Origin of the sequence: Bacteroides sp. 224 (assembly GCF_010500995.1) — a bacterium.
In the GTDB taxonomy this organism is placed as follows: domain Bacteria; phylum Bacteroidota; class Bacteroidia; order Bacteroidales; family Bacteroidaceae; genus Bacteroides.
On sequence record NZ_QVMK01000053.1, the window covers coordinates 1 to 17,503 of the forward strand.

Annotated in this window: 16 protein-coding genes; 4 read left to right on the forward strand and 12 right to left on the reverse strand. The window is 40.3% G+C overall.

The annotated features are described in order from the left end of the window. Positions 1-207: 207 nt before the first annotated feature. From D0T60_RS17335 to D0T60_RS17365, 7 genes are read right to left on the reverse strand one after another with little or no spacing between them, the layout of a single operon-like run. On the reverse strand, positions 208-750 hold the full coding sequence (locus D0T60_RS17335) for an RNA 2'-phosphotransferase (protein WP_163219537.1): 543 nt from the start codon (positions 748-750) through the stop codon (positions 208-210). Between the two features lie 14 nt (positions 751-764). Further along, positions 765-1,241, reverse strand: coding sequence for a macro domain-containing protein (locus tag D0T60_RS17340; RefSeq protein WP_163219539.1), 477 nt, complete (start codon positions 1,239-1,241; stop codon positions 765-767). A 22-nt stretch (positions 1,242-1,263) separates the two neighbouring features. Next, entirely contained in the window at positions 1,264-1,857 is a 594-nt protein-coding gene (locus D0T60_RS17345; RefSeq protein ID WP_163219541.1) for a DUF4291 domain-containing protein, read from the reverse strand. Beyond that, positions 1,844-2,821: an ADP-ribosylglycohydrolase family protein gene (locus D0T60_RS17350; RefSeq protein WP_163219543.1), complete on the reverse strand. Its 978-nt coding sequence runs from the start codon at positions 2,819-2,821 to the stop codon at positions 1,844-1,846. The genes D0T60_RS17345 and D0T60_RS17350 overlap by 14 nt, the downstream gene beginning before the upstream one ends. 19 nt (positions 2,822-2,840) lie before the next feature. Further along, a complete protein-coding gene (locus D0T60_RS17355) occupies positions 2,841-3,422 on the reverse strand; it encodes an NADAR family protein (protein ID WP_163219545.1) in 582 nt (193 codons plus the stop codon). A gap of 1 nt (position 3,423) precedes the next feature. Beyond that, positions 3,424-4,782 (reverse strand): coproporphyrinogen-III oxidase family protein, encoded by a 1,359-nt coding sequence (locus D0T60_RS17360; RefSeq protein WP_163219547.1) that lies wholly within the window; start codon positions 4,780-4,782, stop codon positions 3,424-3,426. 24 nt (positions 4,783-4,806) lie between these two features. Continuing rightward, complete coding sequence (locus D0T60_RS17365; RefSeq protein ID WP_163219549.1) at positions 4,807-5,508, reverse strand: NrtR DNA-binding winged helix domain-containing protein; 702 nt, start codon at positions 5,506-5,508, stop codon at positions 4,807-4,809. 238 nt (positions 5,509-5,746) lie between these two features. Between D0T60_RS17365 and D0T60_RS17370 the strand changes: the two genes are divergently transcribed. Genes D0T60_RS17370 through D0T60_RS17380 form a run of 3 tightly spaced genes read left to right on the forward strand, consistent with a single transcriptional unit; the run spans position 5,747 to position 11,726 of the window. Continuing rightward, on the forward strand, positions 5,747-8,716 hold the full coding sequence (locus D0T60_RS17370) for a TonB-dependent receptor (protein ID WP_163219551.1): 2,970 nt from the start codon (positions 5,747-5,749) through the stop codon (positions 8,714-8,716). A 27-nt stretch (positions 8,717-8,743) separates the two neighbouring features. Beyond that, positions 8,744-10,096, forward strand: a complete 1,353-nt coding sequence (locus D0T60_RS17375) for a DUF4876 domain-containing protein (protein ID WP_163219553.1) — start codon at positions 8,744-8,746, stop codon at positions 10,094-10,096. A 25-nt stretch (positions 10,097-10,121) separates the two neighbouring features. Then, on the forward strand, positions 10,122-11,726 hold the full coding sequence (locus D0T60_RS17380) for a DUF6850 family outer membrane beta-barrel protein (protein ID WP_239059594.1): 1,605 nt from the start codon (positions 10,122-10,124) through the stop codon (positions 11,724-11,726). Here D0T60_RS17380 and D0T60_RS17385 read toward each other — a convergent pair. The 5 genes from D0T60_RS17385 to D0T60_RS17405 all read right to left on the reverse strand — a co-directional run bounded on the left by D0T60_RS17385 (position 11,723) and on the right by D0T60_RS17405 (position 16,011). Then, positions 11,723-12,304 carry a PepSY-associated TM helix domain-containing protein gene (locus D0T60_RS17385; protein ID WP_239059595.1) on the reverse strand — a complete coding sequence of 194 codons (582 nt, stop codon included), beginning with the start codon at positions 12,302-12,304 and terminating at the stop codon, positions 11,723-11,725. The two genes, D0T60_RS17380 and D0T60_RS17385, sit on opposite strands and share 4 nt — an antisense overlap. Continuing rightward, complete coding sequence (locus D0T60_RS17390) at positions 12,276-12,818, reverse strand: hypothetical protein (RefSeq protein WP_163219555.1); 543 nt, start codon at positions 12,816-12,818, stop codon at positions 12,276-12,278. Before D0T60_RS17390 ends, D0T60_RS17385 begins: the two co-directional genes overlap by 29 nt. Positions 12,819-12,825: 7 nt before the next feature. Continuing rightward, a complete protein-coding gene (locus D0T60_RS17395) occupies positions 12,826-14,055 on the reverse strand; it encodes a DUF4857 domain-containing protein (RefSeq protein ID WP_163219557.1) in 1,230 nt (409 codons plus the stop codon). A gap of 40 nt (positions 14,056-14,095) precedes the next feature. After that, on the reverse strand, positions 14,096-14,767 hold the full coding sequence (locus D0T60_RS17400) for a hypothetical protein (RefSeq protein WP_163219559.1): 672 nt from the start codon (positions 14,765-14,767) through the stop codon (positions 14,096-14,098). Positions 14,768-15,135: 368 nt separating this feature from the next. Further along, positions 15,136-16,011, reverse strand: coding sequence for an ABC transporter ATP-binding protein (locus tag D0T60_RS17405; RefSeq protein WP_163219561.1), 876 nt, complete (start codon positions 16,009-16,011; stop codon positions 15,136-15,138). Between the two features lie 225 nt (positions 16,012-16,236). Here D0T60_RS17405 and dinB point away from each other — a divergent pair, with 225 nt between their 5' ends. Further along, positions 16,237-17,334 carry a DNA polymerase IV gene (dinB, locus tag D0T60_RS17410; protein WP_163219562.1) on the forward strand — a complete coding sequence of 366 codons (1,098 nt, stop codon included), beginning with the start codon at positions 16,237-16,239 and terminating at the stop codon, positions 17,332-17,334. The last annotated feature ends 169 nt before the right edge of the window (positions 17,335-17,503 follow it).

Below are 17,503 nucleotides of genomic sequence, written 5' to 3' on the forward strand. Positions count from 1 at the left end.
AAGTTATGAATGACAACCAGTTTAGAAGAAAAAAAGATATTGTGACAACCGGTTTAGTAACAAGCAGCAAAAAATGACAACCACTTTCAGTATAAGTCAGTGGGTGAAATTTAATTTGGTCAGACCTAACGGGGCAAAAGGTCAGACTTAATCATTCAAAAGGTCCGACCTAATGTAGCGTTAGGTCTGACCTTTTTTAAGACCGGTTTATTGCAAAATATACTTAGGGTCAACATAATCTGTCAGCCAAACTCCATTCTCAGAAACGTAGAATTCTATGCCATCCCGATACATTTTTCCTGAAAGGATGGTAAGAATAACCGTTCGCCCGTGACGCGCACCAACTTTTGAAGCCGTCTGCTGATCTTTGCTTAAATGCACATGATGGCGACTGATTTTCTTGATGCCTTCTTCGTTGATAGAAGCAAGAAAGCGGTCGGCTGTGCCATGATACAGAAATTCGGGTGGCTCAACAGGCTGTAAGTTCAGGTCTACCTCAATGGAGTGCCCTTGATTGGCTCTGATTCTTTTGCCATCTTCGCTAAGGGTATAGCGTTTTTTGTCGTTGGTGTCTACTATCTCTTGCAGTTCTTTCCGGGTAAAACTCATTCGATGGCGAGCACATTTCGAGATAAGTTCATCTACGTCTGCCCATCCATTAGAGTCCAGTTTTAATCCGATCTTTTGCGGTTCATGCCTTAATATAAGGCTAATGAACTTTCCTATTTTCTTTTTAGTATTTTCATTCATGATAGTTTTCTTAATTAAAAGTCATATACATATACGTCTATCTCATTTCTTATTAATGTATTTATAATAAGCGGTTCTATTCTTTCCCACTTGCCACCTGCCAATCCACAGCCAATACGAGGTATATGTACACTTGCCTTTAGTTGGATAGCTTCCTTTGCCAGCTTTTCCAAACAAGATTCAACGGCCTCATATCGAATGGGTACACCTGTACTACGTCCCGTTTTAATACCACGTTGCCCAATCATATTGGCTATGTAAATGTAGGGTTCCACCTGGGTGAGTTGTATGTTGCCTAATGCAAAATCATTTTCAGACCGCTTTCTGTGCCATTCCCGATAGTCCTTTTCCGGTTCAGGCCAGCGTTTGGAAATGGCCAGCACAAAACCTTTTCCCCAACCACCAATGTCGTTGCAGATGTGAGCAATAATTTTGGCTCCGCTTGCTTGAGGGGAGGTGGCATCGCCTTTAAGGTATATAATTTGTTTCATAAATAAAATCCAAAATTGTTTCTTAATCCATTCCTAAATTTCTTTTAATTTCTTCCGATACAGGATACACCTTCTCTTTTGGTAGTAGTTCCTTTGCTTTGTCGTGCCCTCCTTGCATTCGCAAATCATATATTTTGTTTGTTAATGGGGTATAGTCCTGAATATCAACAATCCACTCTTCATTATATTCTTTAATGAGATGGCGGCTGATGCCAACTTGTATCGAACGATACTCTAATTTACCACCCCGGAGATTTCGTTCGGGGTCCCATTGTACATTGACAGTGGTATTCTCCATTTTCTCTTTCCATTCCTCTCCACTGGTGTACACTCCTTCTTGAGGGTGAGTGAGCACAGCTTGTGAAAGAGCTTTTTCCCAAGCAGAGCGTTTGATGCGAATAGCAAGAATATACTCCTGTCCACTTTTTCGTCCATATCCCGAGCGCTCCATCATCCAAAGGAATGAAGGTTTAATCCACGTCATACGGGTATATGAGAAGGGTGGGGAACTAAATTTTTTATCTCGAATGGCAGGCAAAGCTATCTCTTTGCGGTATGCCTGATAAACTACTATGGTGTCTCGATCGTAATCGGCTCTTATTTCATATTGTTTCATTGTTGTAGCTTTTTTCCAATCTGTTGCATAAGTCAAAAATATCATCTTTTCGTACTAATTGATTGATCCATTTTTGTGGTATTGCATCAAATCCATAAAGTAATCCGGCCAGCCCTCCTGCGATGGCTGCGGTGGTATCTGTATCATTACCCAGATTAACTGCCCTTAGTATAGTCTTTTCTAAGGTGTCCTCTTTGAATATACACCATAAAGCAGCTTCAAGGCTATGTACTATATAACCAGATAAGGCTATTTCATCTTCTGGATATTCATAAATGGGTTTAATTCCATAGTTGCCAATAGGATTCACTAAGATTCGATGATATTTATTTATTTCATTGTCTGAACAAATCGGATTATTATTTAAAAAATCATTTATAATATCTTTAGTTCGAAGAAAAGCTTCAAATTTATCTTTACCCTTTAGTAACTGTAAAGCAAACTCTATATAGATGAAGCAGCCTAAGATAGCTCTTATGTGACGATGAGTAAGAGATGAAACATTGTTGACATATTGAAATCTTTCTTCTATACTCATATCTTTTATGTGGAATAGTAGTGGTAATATTCGCATCAAAGAGCCATTTCCATTATCAAATTCATCTGCTCCGCCTGCTATAATTGGGTTCAGACCCATCTTCAGTCTGTGTATTGCCTGTGATGTTGCAATTCCTACGTCAAAAACTATTCCATGCGGAGTCCAATAACCTTGTTCATACCAATTGATGAAATTATTAGCTATTTGTTTTAAACTATAACCTTCTGTAAGTGCTTCTGCTAAACAGAATGTAAGTGAACTATCATCTGACCAGGTTCCTACTGGTTGGTTGTGGGTTCCATAGCCTGTCATATCTGTTACTGGATTCTCTTTCAGGAATCTTCTATCTTTAAACTCCACAGGAACTCCTATTGCATCGCCTATCGCAAGACCGAATAAAGCACTGTGTATTAATTTATTTCTCATGATTACAATTTGTTGAGTGCTAAGCAAGTATACTTTTGCTGCTTTTTAACCTATCTCTTACCTCCATCAATGCAAATCCTAAAAGATTAACTCCTTTCCAAAGATTCGGGTTGGAAGCATTTTTATTGTTTTCCCCCATACCAATTCCCCAGATTTTATCCATAGGACTGGCTTCTACCAATACTTTTTCATCAGTGTTCAATAGAAATGTTTTCAAATCCGAATGTTGTGAGAATTTGTGATAATTCCCTTCACAGACAATACTAAAACAGTTCTCATCCCAGGTTTGAGGGTCGAAGTTACGAACCTTACGTCCAAGGTTTTTGGCATTATGGGGAGTAGAGGCTTTCAGTATTCCTTCAAGCACCTCTTTATCTCCAAATAGTTCGGCTTTTTTAGCCATCATCCAGTGTTCGGCAGTGTCGTAACGAGTGCCTTCCACTGTAAATGGGCTTGGATACCATTGGCTGAAACAGGATTTGGTGGTGATACCATCTTTGGGGTTGGTGTGGCCCCAAAAGAATAAGTAACTTATATTTTCTCCTTGATTTACTTTTTCGAGCAACCAATTGATGTTGTAGGTAGCGTGTGTTGTTTTCATTTTACTTTAATACTTTTTCAATGTTCATAGTCATTAACTCATTCTTACTTCTTTCTGAGTAAAACATGGGAATAACCCCACTTAAATGATCCATTCCGTTTTTGGTTACGGTAAACTGATTATCGTCTATCTCTGCTAAGTTCCATTGTTTCAGATAATCAATTTCTTTTTCAAATACATTTATAAATTCTTTGTTGAACCTTTGCTTAAAGGCTTTCAAGTTTACAAACCCAAAATAGAACATTACGGATAGTGCTTTAGCCATCATCTCTTCTTCGGGAAGCTGGTAGATATCCTGAATGGGGAAGATGCCCTTTTCAATATTGCTTATGTATTTCAGAATACTCTTGGTGGCCGCTCCCTGATTGTATGCCAGATAGTTTAACCCCAAAGATTGAGCACCTGCTCCCAAGCCGAGATATGGAGTGGCGTTTATTACCCGATGGGTCAGATAATCGCTGGTACCATGATCGTTGGCAATGCGGCTGAAAGTATTTTTCCCATAATTGGCTTTATAACCGTTTTGGGTCAATATCTCATACGCAATCCGGTATTGTTGGTTTACTTTGGCTCTGGTCACGTCAAAAGCATCTGTTGCTATCTGGGTAAGTTTATACCTCATTTCATAAAGCGTAATGTATTCCGGAAAGAGCGAAACGGCATATTCAACTGTACTTTCAAAGTCTTCTATCGATTGTTCTTTGAATCCATACATTAAATCGACGTTAAATTGTTTGAACCCGGCTTTGCGTATGGCTTCTACAGCCCGTCGGTAGAGTAGGGTATCGCCTTCGCGTTCCATCTTTCTGAGTAAATCTTTATTTATGGTTTGCACACCCATGCTTAGCCGGCGGAACCCCAGTTCGCGTATATCTTTCAGTTCATCGAACTTATGTATGGCGTTGTAAGGAGTTGTTTCGATAGACCAGCTTATTTCGTCTGTCAGGTTGAATGTGTTTAATAGCTTATTAGTTATTTTCTCAATTCGCGCTGCTCCCAATTCGGTGGGAGTGCCTCCCCCGATATCAAAGCCGAGAATACGTGTGTCATTCCCTACTATTTCGCTATACAATTCAATTTCTTTAAGAACGGCATCCAGGTATTTATCTTTTAGTTCGGCCTCACTACCGGATACTACTACATACTCACAGAATTTGCATCTTGTTTTGCAGAAAGGTATATGAACATAAAGGCATAACTCGTTTATTTGTTTATACTCTTGGGCTAAAAAAGCGTTAACGGCCTCTTCCCCTTTAATGGCATATTCTCTGACCGAAGTAGGAGTTAACGGATAAGCCGTATTGGCAATATAGTGCAATTCCATTCCTCTGTCGAATAGGTTGTTTAAATTTGTCATCATACTGTGTTTGTTAAGTTGCTTTGATTACAATTCAAAATAAAATCCTTTTTGCGTTAATTCATCATACTTTTGTTTGTCGAAACAGTAAAGCTTTGGTGCCCGGTTTTGCGCTCCTCGTTGCACTTCGCCTGTGTCTACCAAGATGTCGAAAGAAAGCATCTTCTTACGAAAATTACGTCTGTCCAGTTCTTCCTGCAGTATTGTTTCATAAAGTCGATGCAGTTCAGGCATTGTAAACCGTTCGGGAAGTAACTCAAACCCGATGGGCTGGTATTTAATTTTTCCTTTTAAGCGCTCTTTGGCCGTATCCAGAATTGCTTTATGGTCGAAAGCCAGTTCGGGAACTTCGCTCAGGGCAAACCATCGAACGGTGGTTGTATCCAATCCGGCAATGGCGTTATAGTCCGAACGTTTCACCAATGCATAATAAGTGATGCTGATAACCCGGTAACGAGGGTCGCGCTCTACAGACGTAAACGTATAGAGTTGTTCCATGAATATATTTTCCAGTCCGGTTTCTTTATGTAGAATACGCCTCGAACAAGCTTCCGCGTCTTCATTCATATCGATAAACCCTCCGGGGAGTGCCCATTTTCCCAGAAATGGTTCAATACCCCTTTCTATCAAAAGAACCTTTAGTTCACCTTCGTCGAAACCGAAAATAACGCAATCGGTAGTTACCGCCGGACGAGGATATTCATAAATGTATTGATTCTGTAGAGTCATTTCTATTCAATCTTTAGTATTAGTGTATTATTTACGCAAACAAAGTACGGGATAAAAATCGGAACAGCCAAATAGTTTGCGTAAAAAATACACTTTCTTGTTGTGCGCAGCTTTTTCCCACCTTAATTTATGGCAATACCTAAAAATGGCGATTAGTATATCTTCTATTACCTAAATATGGTGATTGCATTCCCTTTTCTTTATAGCGAACTTTGCACCACTATAACTGTATCTCTTTATGAAAAAATGTTTGCTGGTTATTATAGCTCTATGTGTTTTTCAATTTGCTTTTAGTCAACATTACACTGTAGGCGGCAGGGTTATTAGTCAAAAAGATCATAGCCCGATTGAGTTTGCTACTGTATTTCTTCCTGAAAACGAATTATGGGCAGTAACCAACCAAAAGGGAGAATTTGTTATAAAGAATATTCCTTCGGGCAAAGTGACTTTCACGGTATCCAGCCTTGGATATGCGAAAGTGAACAGGGAAGTGAATATAAATGGAGATATCGCTGATTTTACCATCTCTCTACCGGAAAGCAACCTTTCTTTGGATGAAGTTGTTGTTACGGCACAACTAAAAACGGCAAATTCAACAACAGCTTACGTTCTTGACCGCACAACGTTAGACCATGCACAAATTTTAAATGCAACTGATATTCTTAGCCTTTTGCCCGGTGGGAAATCTGCTGTTAACCCTAATATGGCAAAAAGTGACAAACGTTTTGCCCTGCGGAGTGCTGACAATGAGTTAGGAAATGCCACTTTTGGCACGGCTGTTGAGGTAGACGGTGTTCGCTTGCAGAATAATGCCACTTTTGATGAGATTAAAGGCTTTGATACACGAAGCCTTAGCACTATCAACATCGAATCGGTTGAGGTTATAACCGGTATTCCTTCTGTAGAATATGGCGACTTAACAAGTGGTATGGTGAAGATCAATACCCGAAAAGGCAAAACACCTTTTGTTGCCGAGTTCTCTACTCGCCCCAACACCAAACAGATAGGCTTGAATAAAGGAATTGCCTTGGGGGCTAAGGGCGGTATTTTAAATGTTAGTTGGGAATATACTAAATCGACTTCCGACTTAGCTTCTCCATATACCTCGTACGACCGTAATACGTTGTCAATCAATTACTCCACAAGCCTGAATAAATCAAAGAATACTCCTCTTACTCTTAAAGTTGGCTTGAACGGAAACATGGGTGGCTTTGATTCAAAGGCCGACCCGGATGCTTTTAAAGACAACTACACAAAAAGAAAAGATAACACACTTAGTGGAAATGTCAAGCTGCATTGGCTATTGAATAAACCGTGGATTACCAATCTGGAACTATCGGGTAGCGCAAGTTATGCAGACAGGTTCTCGAAAATGAATGTAGACAAGAGCAGCTCTTCAACACAATCGGCCATACATACAACTCAAGAGGGGTACTTTATAGCTACAAAATATGATGAAAACCCCCATGCACCGATTCTTCTTTTGCCTACCGGATATTGGTATCAGTTATCCTATTATGACAGCAAACCGATAGATTATTCTGCCAAGCTAAAAGCCGACTGGGTGCGCAGATGGGGTAAGGTTACAAACAAAATACTGTTGGGTGGCGACTTTAATCGCAGCGGTAACGAAGGAAAAGGTAGTTACTATGACGATATGCGTTATGCTCCTACTTGGCGCGAGTACCGCCTCAACGAAGTTCCTTATATGAATAATCTTGGTTTGTATCTGGAAGATAAAGTAACCCTGCCGGTTAATGAATTATCAACACTTCAACTGACTGCCGGCCTACGTTCGGACATTACTATCATTAAAGGCTCGGAATATGGTACAGCCCATAGCCTTTCACCACGCTTTAGTGCCCGGTATACATTTTGGGAGAAAACAGATAAGGTGGTTGAAGATTTAAGTATATATGGTGGTTGGGGGAAAGCTGTAAAGCTGCCTTCTTTCGGTATACTTTATCCATCTCCTACTTACTCGGATAAGTTGGCTTTTACCCCCGGCACAATGAGCGATGGAACAACTTTCTATGCTTATTACTCCATGCCAAGCCAGGCTATCTATAACCCGGATTTGAAATGGCAGCATAGCAAACAAACCGAAATAGGTGTGGAAGCCAGAATCAAAGGAACCAAAATAGCCATCTCGGCATTTAAAAATAAAACGTATGACCCTTATGTTATAAGCAATATATATACTCCTTATTCTTATAATTTCACTTCCCAATCGGCTTTAGAAGGATTTCCCATACCATCGGCAGATAGAAACTATACCATCAATCAATCTACGGGGATTGTAACAGTGTCGGATAAAACAGGAACGCATCCTGATCAGGAATTGGCTTATACCACTCGTGATACATATAAGACTAATAAAATGTACATCAACGGTTCTGCCATCGAGCGATGGGGAGTAGACTGGAGCATTGATTTTCCGGAGATTCCTACTATACGGACATCCATTCGTTTAGATGGCAACTTCTATCATTATAAGGGATTGAATGAGAACATAACAGCTTGGATACCCTCATCATCGGCTACCGGAACCGATGGAAAACCTTATAAATATGTGGGTTATTACGCAGGGTCAAGCACTTCCGCAGGGTCATCCAATAAATTGTCGACTACCGAATTGGTGTCTTCCGGTGGCTCATCATCGGCAAGTGCATCCAACGGTAGCCTCTCTAAGCAGGTTAATGCAAATATGACTGTCAGCACTCATATACCCAAATTACGATTGATATTCTCACTAAAAATAGAAGGCAGTTTTTACAACTACAAACGCTACCTGAGCGAGTATAATGGAGCAAACAGAGGGTTTGTGCTTGAAGATGGAGAGGGCTATAGAGTATATCCATTATACTATACTTCTTGGAACGATCCAAATACGCAAATACCCTTTGCCGAAACCTTTGCATGGGCAAAAGAGAATGACCCGGATTTGTATACCGATCTGTCTCAGTTGGTGGTCAAATCAAACACTACCTACTTCTTTAATCCTCAGAAAATATCATCTTATTTCTCGGCCAATATTAGCATTACTAAAGAGATAGGGCGCTATGCTTCCATTTCTTTCTATGCCAATAACTTTCTAAATAATATGAACCGGATAAAGAACACTTGGAATGACACAGAATCAAGCCTCTATAATAGCACTTACATTCCTAAGTTCTATTATGGATTAGCTTTGAGATTGAAATTATAAATTGTATAACTAATAAAAAGAAAAAGAGTGAAGAAATTATTTTATCTATTGATTTGCACATTGTTTTTGTGCTATGGTTGTAGCGACGATGATGACAACGGCTATAAAACCTATGATGTTTCGGTACAATTAGTTTATCCTGAAGGAAGCGAGCTATCTGCAATTGAAGGACTTACAGTTAAACTAACCAGTAGTAGCGGAACATCGTATGATGCTACTTCCAATGCTGCCGGGGTAGCTACATTTAATGTTCCTGCCGGTATTTATGAAGCGTCTGCGTCGGACAAAAGATCTTTTGACGGCAGTGTTTATTTATATAATGGAATAAGAAGTAATATCGTTGTCACCAATCTTTGGACCGGAGAAGATGTTCTTAAACTGAATTTCACAGAATCAAGAGCAGGACAGGTGGTTATAAAGGAATTGTATGTTGGTGGATGCCAAGACAATGACGGGAATAAAGTGTTTCAAATAGATAAATATGTTGTTCTATATAACAATTCAGACTTAGTAGCTGAATTAGAGAACCTCTGCTTAGGAGCAACAACTCCATTTAATTCAAACTCTGCTAATAAAGATTATGATGCTGAAGGAAATTTGGCTTATGAAAACGCAGGCTGGATTCCGGCAGGACATGGAATCTGGTATCTTTCAAGCAAGTTGACGATTGCCCCTTACAGTCAGGTTGTTATTGCACTAAATGGTGCTATAGACCACACCCCGACTTATACTAATTCAGTTAATTTAGCGAACGAAAAATATTACTGTACTTATGATATAGAACAGTATCATTTAACTAATTACTACCCAACGCCATTTGAAGGAATTCCAACAGATCATTATTTCTCTGCAGTTCGCTATGGATTGGGTGGGGCTTGGGCAGCGCTAAGCACAACATCACCGGCTTTCTTTATTTTTAAAATAGAAGGTACTACCCCTGTTGCATTTGCCAAAGATCCTGATAATGTTAGCTATCCGGGTGAAGAAGAAGTTTCTTCACATATTCGTCGTAAAGTACCTGTAGAATGGGTATTGGATGCTGTGGAGGTATTTACTACAGATCCGGGCAATAATAATCCCAACAGAAAACGTTTATCTTCGGTCGTAGATGGCGGTTATGTTTTTCTGGCTAATAAATACGGCTATACATCCTATCGCAACGTCGACAAAGAGGCTACAGAAGCTATCGAAGGAAATGCCGAATTGCTTGTATATGGCTACAACAAAGGTACTATATATCCGGATGGCACTGTTACCACCGACCCCAGTGGCATTGATGCTGAGGCTTCACTGAAAGCAGGTGCGAAAATCATATATAAGGATACTAATAACTCTACAAACGACTTTCACCAACGTTCGCAAGCTTCGTTGAAAGATTAAGGGTTTTAACCGTTTGATGATAAATATGTCAGGAAAAAAAAGAATATTACAACTGTTACTGCTTGGCGGAGTGTTTTACTCCGCCGCTGTAACAGCGCAGAACACTCAGTGGATTGATTTCTCTTACCTAAAGCAGTCGGAAGCATGGCTAACCGCTTATAACGCCGCCGGATTAAGGTATCTGCCGATAGAGAAAACCTCCATAGCCGAATTGTATGCAAACAAGCAAAACGGCAAGTTCACCAATTACTATCAATCTGATAATAGTTATGAACTTGGGGCTCGGGTTGAATCGTATTACCGATTGATGCCCCGTGTGACGTTTTATGGAATGATGAACTACAATTACTTTAAAGGTAAGAACATGGGTGGCTCTGCTTTTATTGATCCGTATTCCAATCCGTTTGACATAGTAGAATACTCTGACGAGAACCGGGGCGAGAAAGAAAAAGAAACATATCATTTGGTTGGAGCCGTAAGTGGCGACTTGCTCAACAACCTGACTCTGGCCGGAAAGATAGACTACAAAGCTGCTAATTATGCTAAGTTTAAAGATTTGCGGCACAAGAACAAACTACTCGATATGTATCTTACTATGGGGTTAAGCTACCGTATAAATAAACATATTGAAGTAGGGGCTAATTATTTCTATCGCCGAAGCACCGAAGGTATTGAGTTTGGCAGATATGGCACAACTGATAAAATATACACCTCTTTAATTGATTATGGTGCTTTTTATGGTGTAACCGAAACCGGAGAAGGAGGATATGTCGAAGAGAAAGACGAGAAACCCCTGTTCAATGAGTATAATGGTGGTAGTTTGCAGGTCAACATTCAAATCACTCCTCAGATAAGTTTTTTTAATGAGTTTACTTATAAATTGCGCGATGGGTATTACGGAAAACGCTCTCCTTCGACTATTGTGTATAGCGAACACGATGGCAGTGCTTTGGAGTATACCGGCGTTTTATCTTTGAAACAGAAGAAACATCATCACCAACTTCGTGTACACTTAAATAGGGAAGAGCTGGAGAACAACCAAAATACATTTCGTTCGGAAACAGGATCGGTAGGCAACTCTGTGATTGTTTATTACGACCCTATCCATGTTGGCAAGAAAGAAACATTTAGCGGTAAGCTGCAATATACCGCTAATTTGAGTGTTACCGACTTTAACCCACGCTGGACTTTAGTTGGAAGTATGCAATACTTCAATCGGGAAAAAACAGCATCGGTGTATCCTTATTATCGTAAACAAACCATTCACAATACCGAATACCATGTAGCTGCAACCCGAAACGTGATGAAAGCAAAAGATATGTATTCGTTTTCGTTAGGCATCTCCTACCTTTCGGGTGGAGGTACGGAGAAGGAAGATGGATTATATGCTACTCCATCCGATAGTCAAACTGCTCCCCGAAATTCAGATGATTATCTTCATCGGGAATATGAATATCTGACAAATAGTAGATTCAGTGGTCGGGTTGGATTTAAGTACTCCCGTCAGTTCAACACCGAAGTAAAAGGGTATGCCAAAGTAAGCTACAGTTTAACCAAGGCATCAGACATTCGTTACCTCGCAGGAGATAAGCAGAATGTCGTTAACCTTGTAATAGGATGTACGTTTTAAGCCAGAAAGATATAAACCACCGGAATAACCAGTCCTGCCAGTAAATACCATTTCCCTCTGCGTGCAATTCCGTGTTTACCTTTCACGATAAACAAACCGGAAACGGCAAAGAAGATCAGTGAGAAAGCAAAAAGGTCGGCCATAAAACTCCATCCTTTCACTTTGTTATAATGCAGTTTATTGATCCAATAAATAAATTCATTCTTGGAGTGCAGCTCATAGTCTACTAAACCGGTGGCTGAATTATAAACACCAATCCCTCCGTTGAGCATCAGGCGAGAGTGAACATCGTCTATTGCCAGTACCCTTTTTAATTCAGGCAGTTTCTTGTCGGCCCAAAGCACGGTTAGTTCTTCGTTGGTCAGTTCTTTATCCAGTTGCAGAGAGGCTTCTGTTGTTTTAAAAGCCGGGTCTTTACCGTTCATGTGATTCAGCAAAGAGCCCGAAATGCCATATACCAAACAAAGGCCTACCATCAGGAAGCCCAAATCGCGGTGAATGATACGTAGCCAACGGGCAACCTTGTTGCCCGTTTTCTTTGGAGGGTTATTATTCGACAATGTCATAGCGTTCTCCATCCATATAATAGGTTGAATAATAATCTTTGTTATGCTCTTTCATCCAGTCGCGCATACCTTGAATATTGCTGAGCTCGGCTTCGCACGTTTCGGCAGAGCCGTCTTCTTTGGCTTTCTTGTCGTTTACGTCTTTTTCGTATTGCTCCAGATACTCTTTAGATAAGCGACGTTCTTTCAGAACACCTGTAATAGCCAGTTCGGAACCAATCAATTCGCGGTTGAAACCACCTATTTCTCCTTTGGCTTCTATGCGCATGGTTGTTTTTTGATCGTCGCCTATGATAAAGCAACGTTTACCGGAATGCTTGCAGGTATGCGTAACAAACCCACGCACGGTTACGGTTTTATCAATCAACTGTTCGGCTTCGGTTAAAAGTTGATCGAGTTTATAACTCGCCACGTCATTTGCTTTGGCTGTTTCTTCTACCGGTACTTGTGTACCTTGTTCTGCTTTTTTGTTTCCACAAGCTGTTAAGCAAAAAACAGCTACAGTCATCAATACTAAATTTTTCATTTGATTGTTATTTTCTAAAGTTGGGTAATATAAGTAAGGATACAAAACCTGCGACTCCTGTGAGCAATACAAAGAGCGCATTGAAAATCTTTTTGTTTCTGCTGCGAGAGAAGAATACACAGATAACAATGGCCAGTAAGGCATTCACAATCAGTCCGCAGGCTCCCGTGAAATGGAATTGCGGAGAGATATAGTCGCTATTAGGTTTCTCGAAAGTCAGATAATAGGGGAATAGCCATTGCGAAGCCCTGTCCCAGTTGTTGCAACTTCTCTTTACACTGTAGGTGGCAATCTGTTTCAGCGTTTGGGCATCCAGTCCATGATAGAAGCGAGCTTCGGGGGTGGTAACCCAAACGGTCCAGTGAAGCAGGTTTCCCATAATGCTAATCTGGTCTTGATGTATGTCGATGGAAGGCATATCGAGCTTCAGCGGTTCGTACTTCCCGTCGTTGCCCTCTAAGATATAAACGTTGCCTGCTTTGCTGAGAATAAACCCGTAGAAACGTTTGTCGGCAGCTTCGAGCATCGAGAAGTGTGCCACATCTATCAGGCTGCCCACCCCGGTGTTTCTTACAAACGGGCGGTTGTTTACCATCTTTATATGAAACAGGTTTCCTTTGGCATCCAGGCTGAAGTAACCCTCGTCGTATGCTTTGCGAGGATTCGGGTTTCCGGATGCCCATTGAGCCGGAAAGGCATAGCCTTCTTTTTCCAGTGCTTGCTGAAACTGTTTGCTCTTTTCTTGGAGCACCGTATTGGTTTTATCGTCTATAAATTCTATTTTATTCTTCAATCGGAATAAGTCTTCCGGCATTTCGAGCCCTACTCTTTTAGGCATCGATTCAAAAAGAAAGTATAGCCCTGTTGTAGGGGTTTGTAGTTCAACGGGGTTGTATCTGAACACCACCGATTTAGATCTCAGCAGCGGAGGGGTAACCTCATATCCGCCAATGCTATCGGGCAGGCGGCCGTCTGACATCAACTGCCGGAAGTTAAGCAGCGGCATCAGCGAGTCGAACTCTGCTGTTGTGTATCTGTTGCCTTGCATATCGGTTAGCGGCATCTTTTTATCTTTATAGTCTATAATACCAAGATCTTTCAGTATGGCACCATAATAAACAAAGAGGTAGCTATCCGGCGAATAGGTTGCTTTTTTCACCAATGAAGGAATTGCCCATACTCCAATCAGTGTGAAGAATATGAGAATGATGTAGTATATGTTGTTCTTGAATTTCATTGTTCTTGAAGTATATTATTAGCTTTTCTTAAACGTTAAATTACTGTGCGCCATCTTTAAAACGGGCTGCGGAGTAGAATGGGAAATAAAATGCGGCTATAACCAGAAGCATCAGGCAGGGCACGAAGTAGATATAAATGCCCGGTTTGCCGTCGAGATAGAACCACGATAGTGCGCCAACAGCTCCCAGAATGTTGAATATCCGGTAGCGCCATATAGGCTCAAAGCATATCCACGCAGCAAATAAATAACTAATGATGCCTCCCAGAAGCCAGGGGAGCAATTGCCAGGTGGTGGACACTATGATTTCTGCCGGGTAATATACTTGCAGCCCCAACGCCAGCACTGCATACATGAAAACGTAGAGTGTAAGTAGCGTTGTAAGCCCGTATAATAGCATGGCCGACAGAATTTTTGTTTCCGGTAGTGGCAGGTGCAGCGTTAGCTTCATTCGCTTGTCGGTCATTTCGGGTATGAATTGCACTAACCCAATTAAGATTCCGGTTAGCAACGGAAACCACTTCAGGAAAGGAGGAAGTATGGGCATATCTTTCAACAAAATGTTTGTTAAGGTTGACACCGCACCTCCCACACGAAACATTTGTGCAGTACTGATAAACGTATAAATAAGTAGTGCCACAAGTAGAATTGCCACTAACAGGGTAATACGTTTGGTTTTTGTCCACTCTTTATAGAATAAGGCTTGAATCATGTTGTTTGAGTTTATAGGTTTTGAGTTTATAGTTTATAGTTTTTGAGTTTATAGGTTTATGGGTTTTGGGTTTATAGTTTATAGTTTTTAAGTTTATAGTTTTGAGTTTATGGGTTTTGGGTTTATAGTTTTTGGGGGTTATGGTTTTTTGGGGTTATGGTTTTTATGTTTTAACCTGAAAGGCAGTACCTCCATATAAAGTATCCTGCCTTTAACTTCGCCGACCGTTGGTTCAGGCTGTTTGTCATACGGATTAATTATAAGCATTTACCTACAGACTAAAAACTTACCCCCCCCTCCATAAACTACAAACTATAAACTCAAAACTATAAACTAAAAACTATAAACTCCAAACTCAAACTCCAAACTCAATATTTCCCCGTCAGTCCAATAAAAGCATCTTCCAGAGATATTTCTTCTTCTTTTAGGTTGGAGATGCTATAGGGCGACAGTAATTGTTCCACCTCTTCTTTGGGTTGGAAAGAATAGGTTTCCCAGTTGTTTCCTATTTTTTCGGTATTCCACAGATTTTCGTTTTCCTTGATGCTGCAACTCTCTGATGTAAAGCGATACCGTTTGAAGTTGTCCACTATATGCTTGGTGGGTTTATGCAAAAGGATTCGGCCGTAATCCAGAATCATGCAGTCGTCAATCAGCATCTCCATATCTTGTATGATATGCGAGGTCAGAAAAATTGTTTTATTCTCGGCTGTGGCATACTCTTTCAGGTATTCTACAAACAAACGGCGATAGCCGGGGTCGAGCCCCATCGAGAAATCGTCGAGTATCAATAGTTCAGGGTCTTGTGCAAAGAGCAATCCCAAGGCTATTTGCGAGCGTTGTCCGCAAGACATGGTACTGATTTTCTGAGTACGCGTTACCTGAAGTTTTTTCAACAATTCGTAATACGCATCTCTTTTCCAGTTCGGGAAGAAACGACTGTAAAACCGTTCAATCTGTTCGATGTTGAAATAAGTATGCTGAATATGCCCTTCGAGCAGCAAGCCGATACGGGCTTTGGTGGCAGGAGTGAAGTTTTCCATGTCTTCTCCAAATATTCTGCATATACCGGATTGTGGTTTGAGATATCCGTTGAGAATATTGATAATGGTTGTTTTTCCTGTACCATTTTTACCAAGTAGCCCTAAAATCTTTCCTTTTTTAACTTCGAAATTTAGATTCTTGTATATTAATTTTCGCCCGTAATAGTGCGTTATATTGTCACACTGAATAATTGTATCCATTCTAAAAATGATTTGTTTTTTTGCTGCGTAAAAGTAGGGTATATTTGGGTAGTGATGAATACCTATTTGTAGGTATTTGCCTGTATTTTCCTACCTAAAACTAATTACCTGTAGGTTATGAATGCAAAAGTAACCTCAATGAAATTCAAAGCGGTTTCTAAAAACAGTTTCTCAATCATTAGGTTGCTTCTTTAATCTTTTGTATTTTTGATTCACTAATCATATATGACCGGTCGTAAAATCATTCACGTAGATATGGACGCTTTCTATGCTTCGGTAGAACAGCGTGATAATTCGGAACTTCGGGGAAAACCTATCGCAGTAGGCTATTCGGAGGAGCGGGGAGTAGTAGCTGCTGCCAGCTATGAAGCTCGTACCTATGGAGTGCGTTCGGCCATGCCTTCTTTAAAAGCAAAGAAATTATGTCCGGATCTTATTTTTATTCCTGGTCGCATGAGTGTATATAAAGAGGTATCTCGGCAGATTCATGAGATTTTTCATGATTATACAGACATCATAGAGCCGCTTTCGTTAGATGAAGCTTTTCTGGATGTTACAGAGAATAAGAAAGGTATTGAACTGGCAGTGGATATTGCCAGAGAGATAAAGATGCGCATTCGCCAAGAACTAAACCTGGTGGCTTCTGCCGGAGTATCTTACAATAAATTCCTGGCAAAGATTGCTTCTGACAGACGAAAGCCGGATGGATTATGTACCATTCATCCCAGTCAGGCATTAGATTTTATTGCTTCTTTGCCTATCGAATCGTTCTGGGGAGTAGGACCCGTTACATCCAAACGGATGCATAGTTTAGGTATTCATGATGGGACTACCCTTAGAAACTGTTCTTTAGAGATGTTGATACGCCATTTTGGAAAAGCGGGAACCATCTATTATGATTTTGCCAGAGGTATAGACTTGCGGCAGGTAGAAGCAGTCCGCATTCGAAAATCCGTAGGGTGTGAAACCACATTTCTGAAGGATATCTCAAAAGATTCTTCGGTTATCATTGAGTTATATCATGTAGCAAAAGAACTGATGGGAAGATTAGAGCGCTCTAACTTTAAAGGAAATACTCTAACCTTGAAAATAAAATTTCATGATTTTCGACAGATAACGAGGAGCATTACTCAAAGTCAGAAAATGGATAAATTGGATATTATATTACCCTTAGCCAAGCAATTATTGAAAGAAGTGGATTATGCTAATCATCCCATCCGTTTGATTGGATTGTCTGTTTCTCATCCAAAAGAAGAAACGAACGAAGGGAAGGATGGACTCTGGGAACAACTCAGCTTTGAATTTAGCAATTGGGCTGAGTGAGTTCTTCATTATGCCACCATGTTTTTTAAATTAATTAGCTGATAGTCAATATGCGCCGTACGATGGCATAGGAACTTTTTTTTGTCTTTATATTTTTTCATTCTCTTTTCTTTAAAAGATCTTACTCCTCTTTCTTTTACGCCTATTTTACTGTTATATATCTATACAC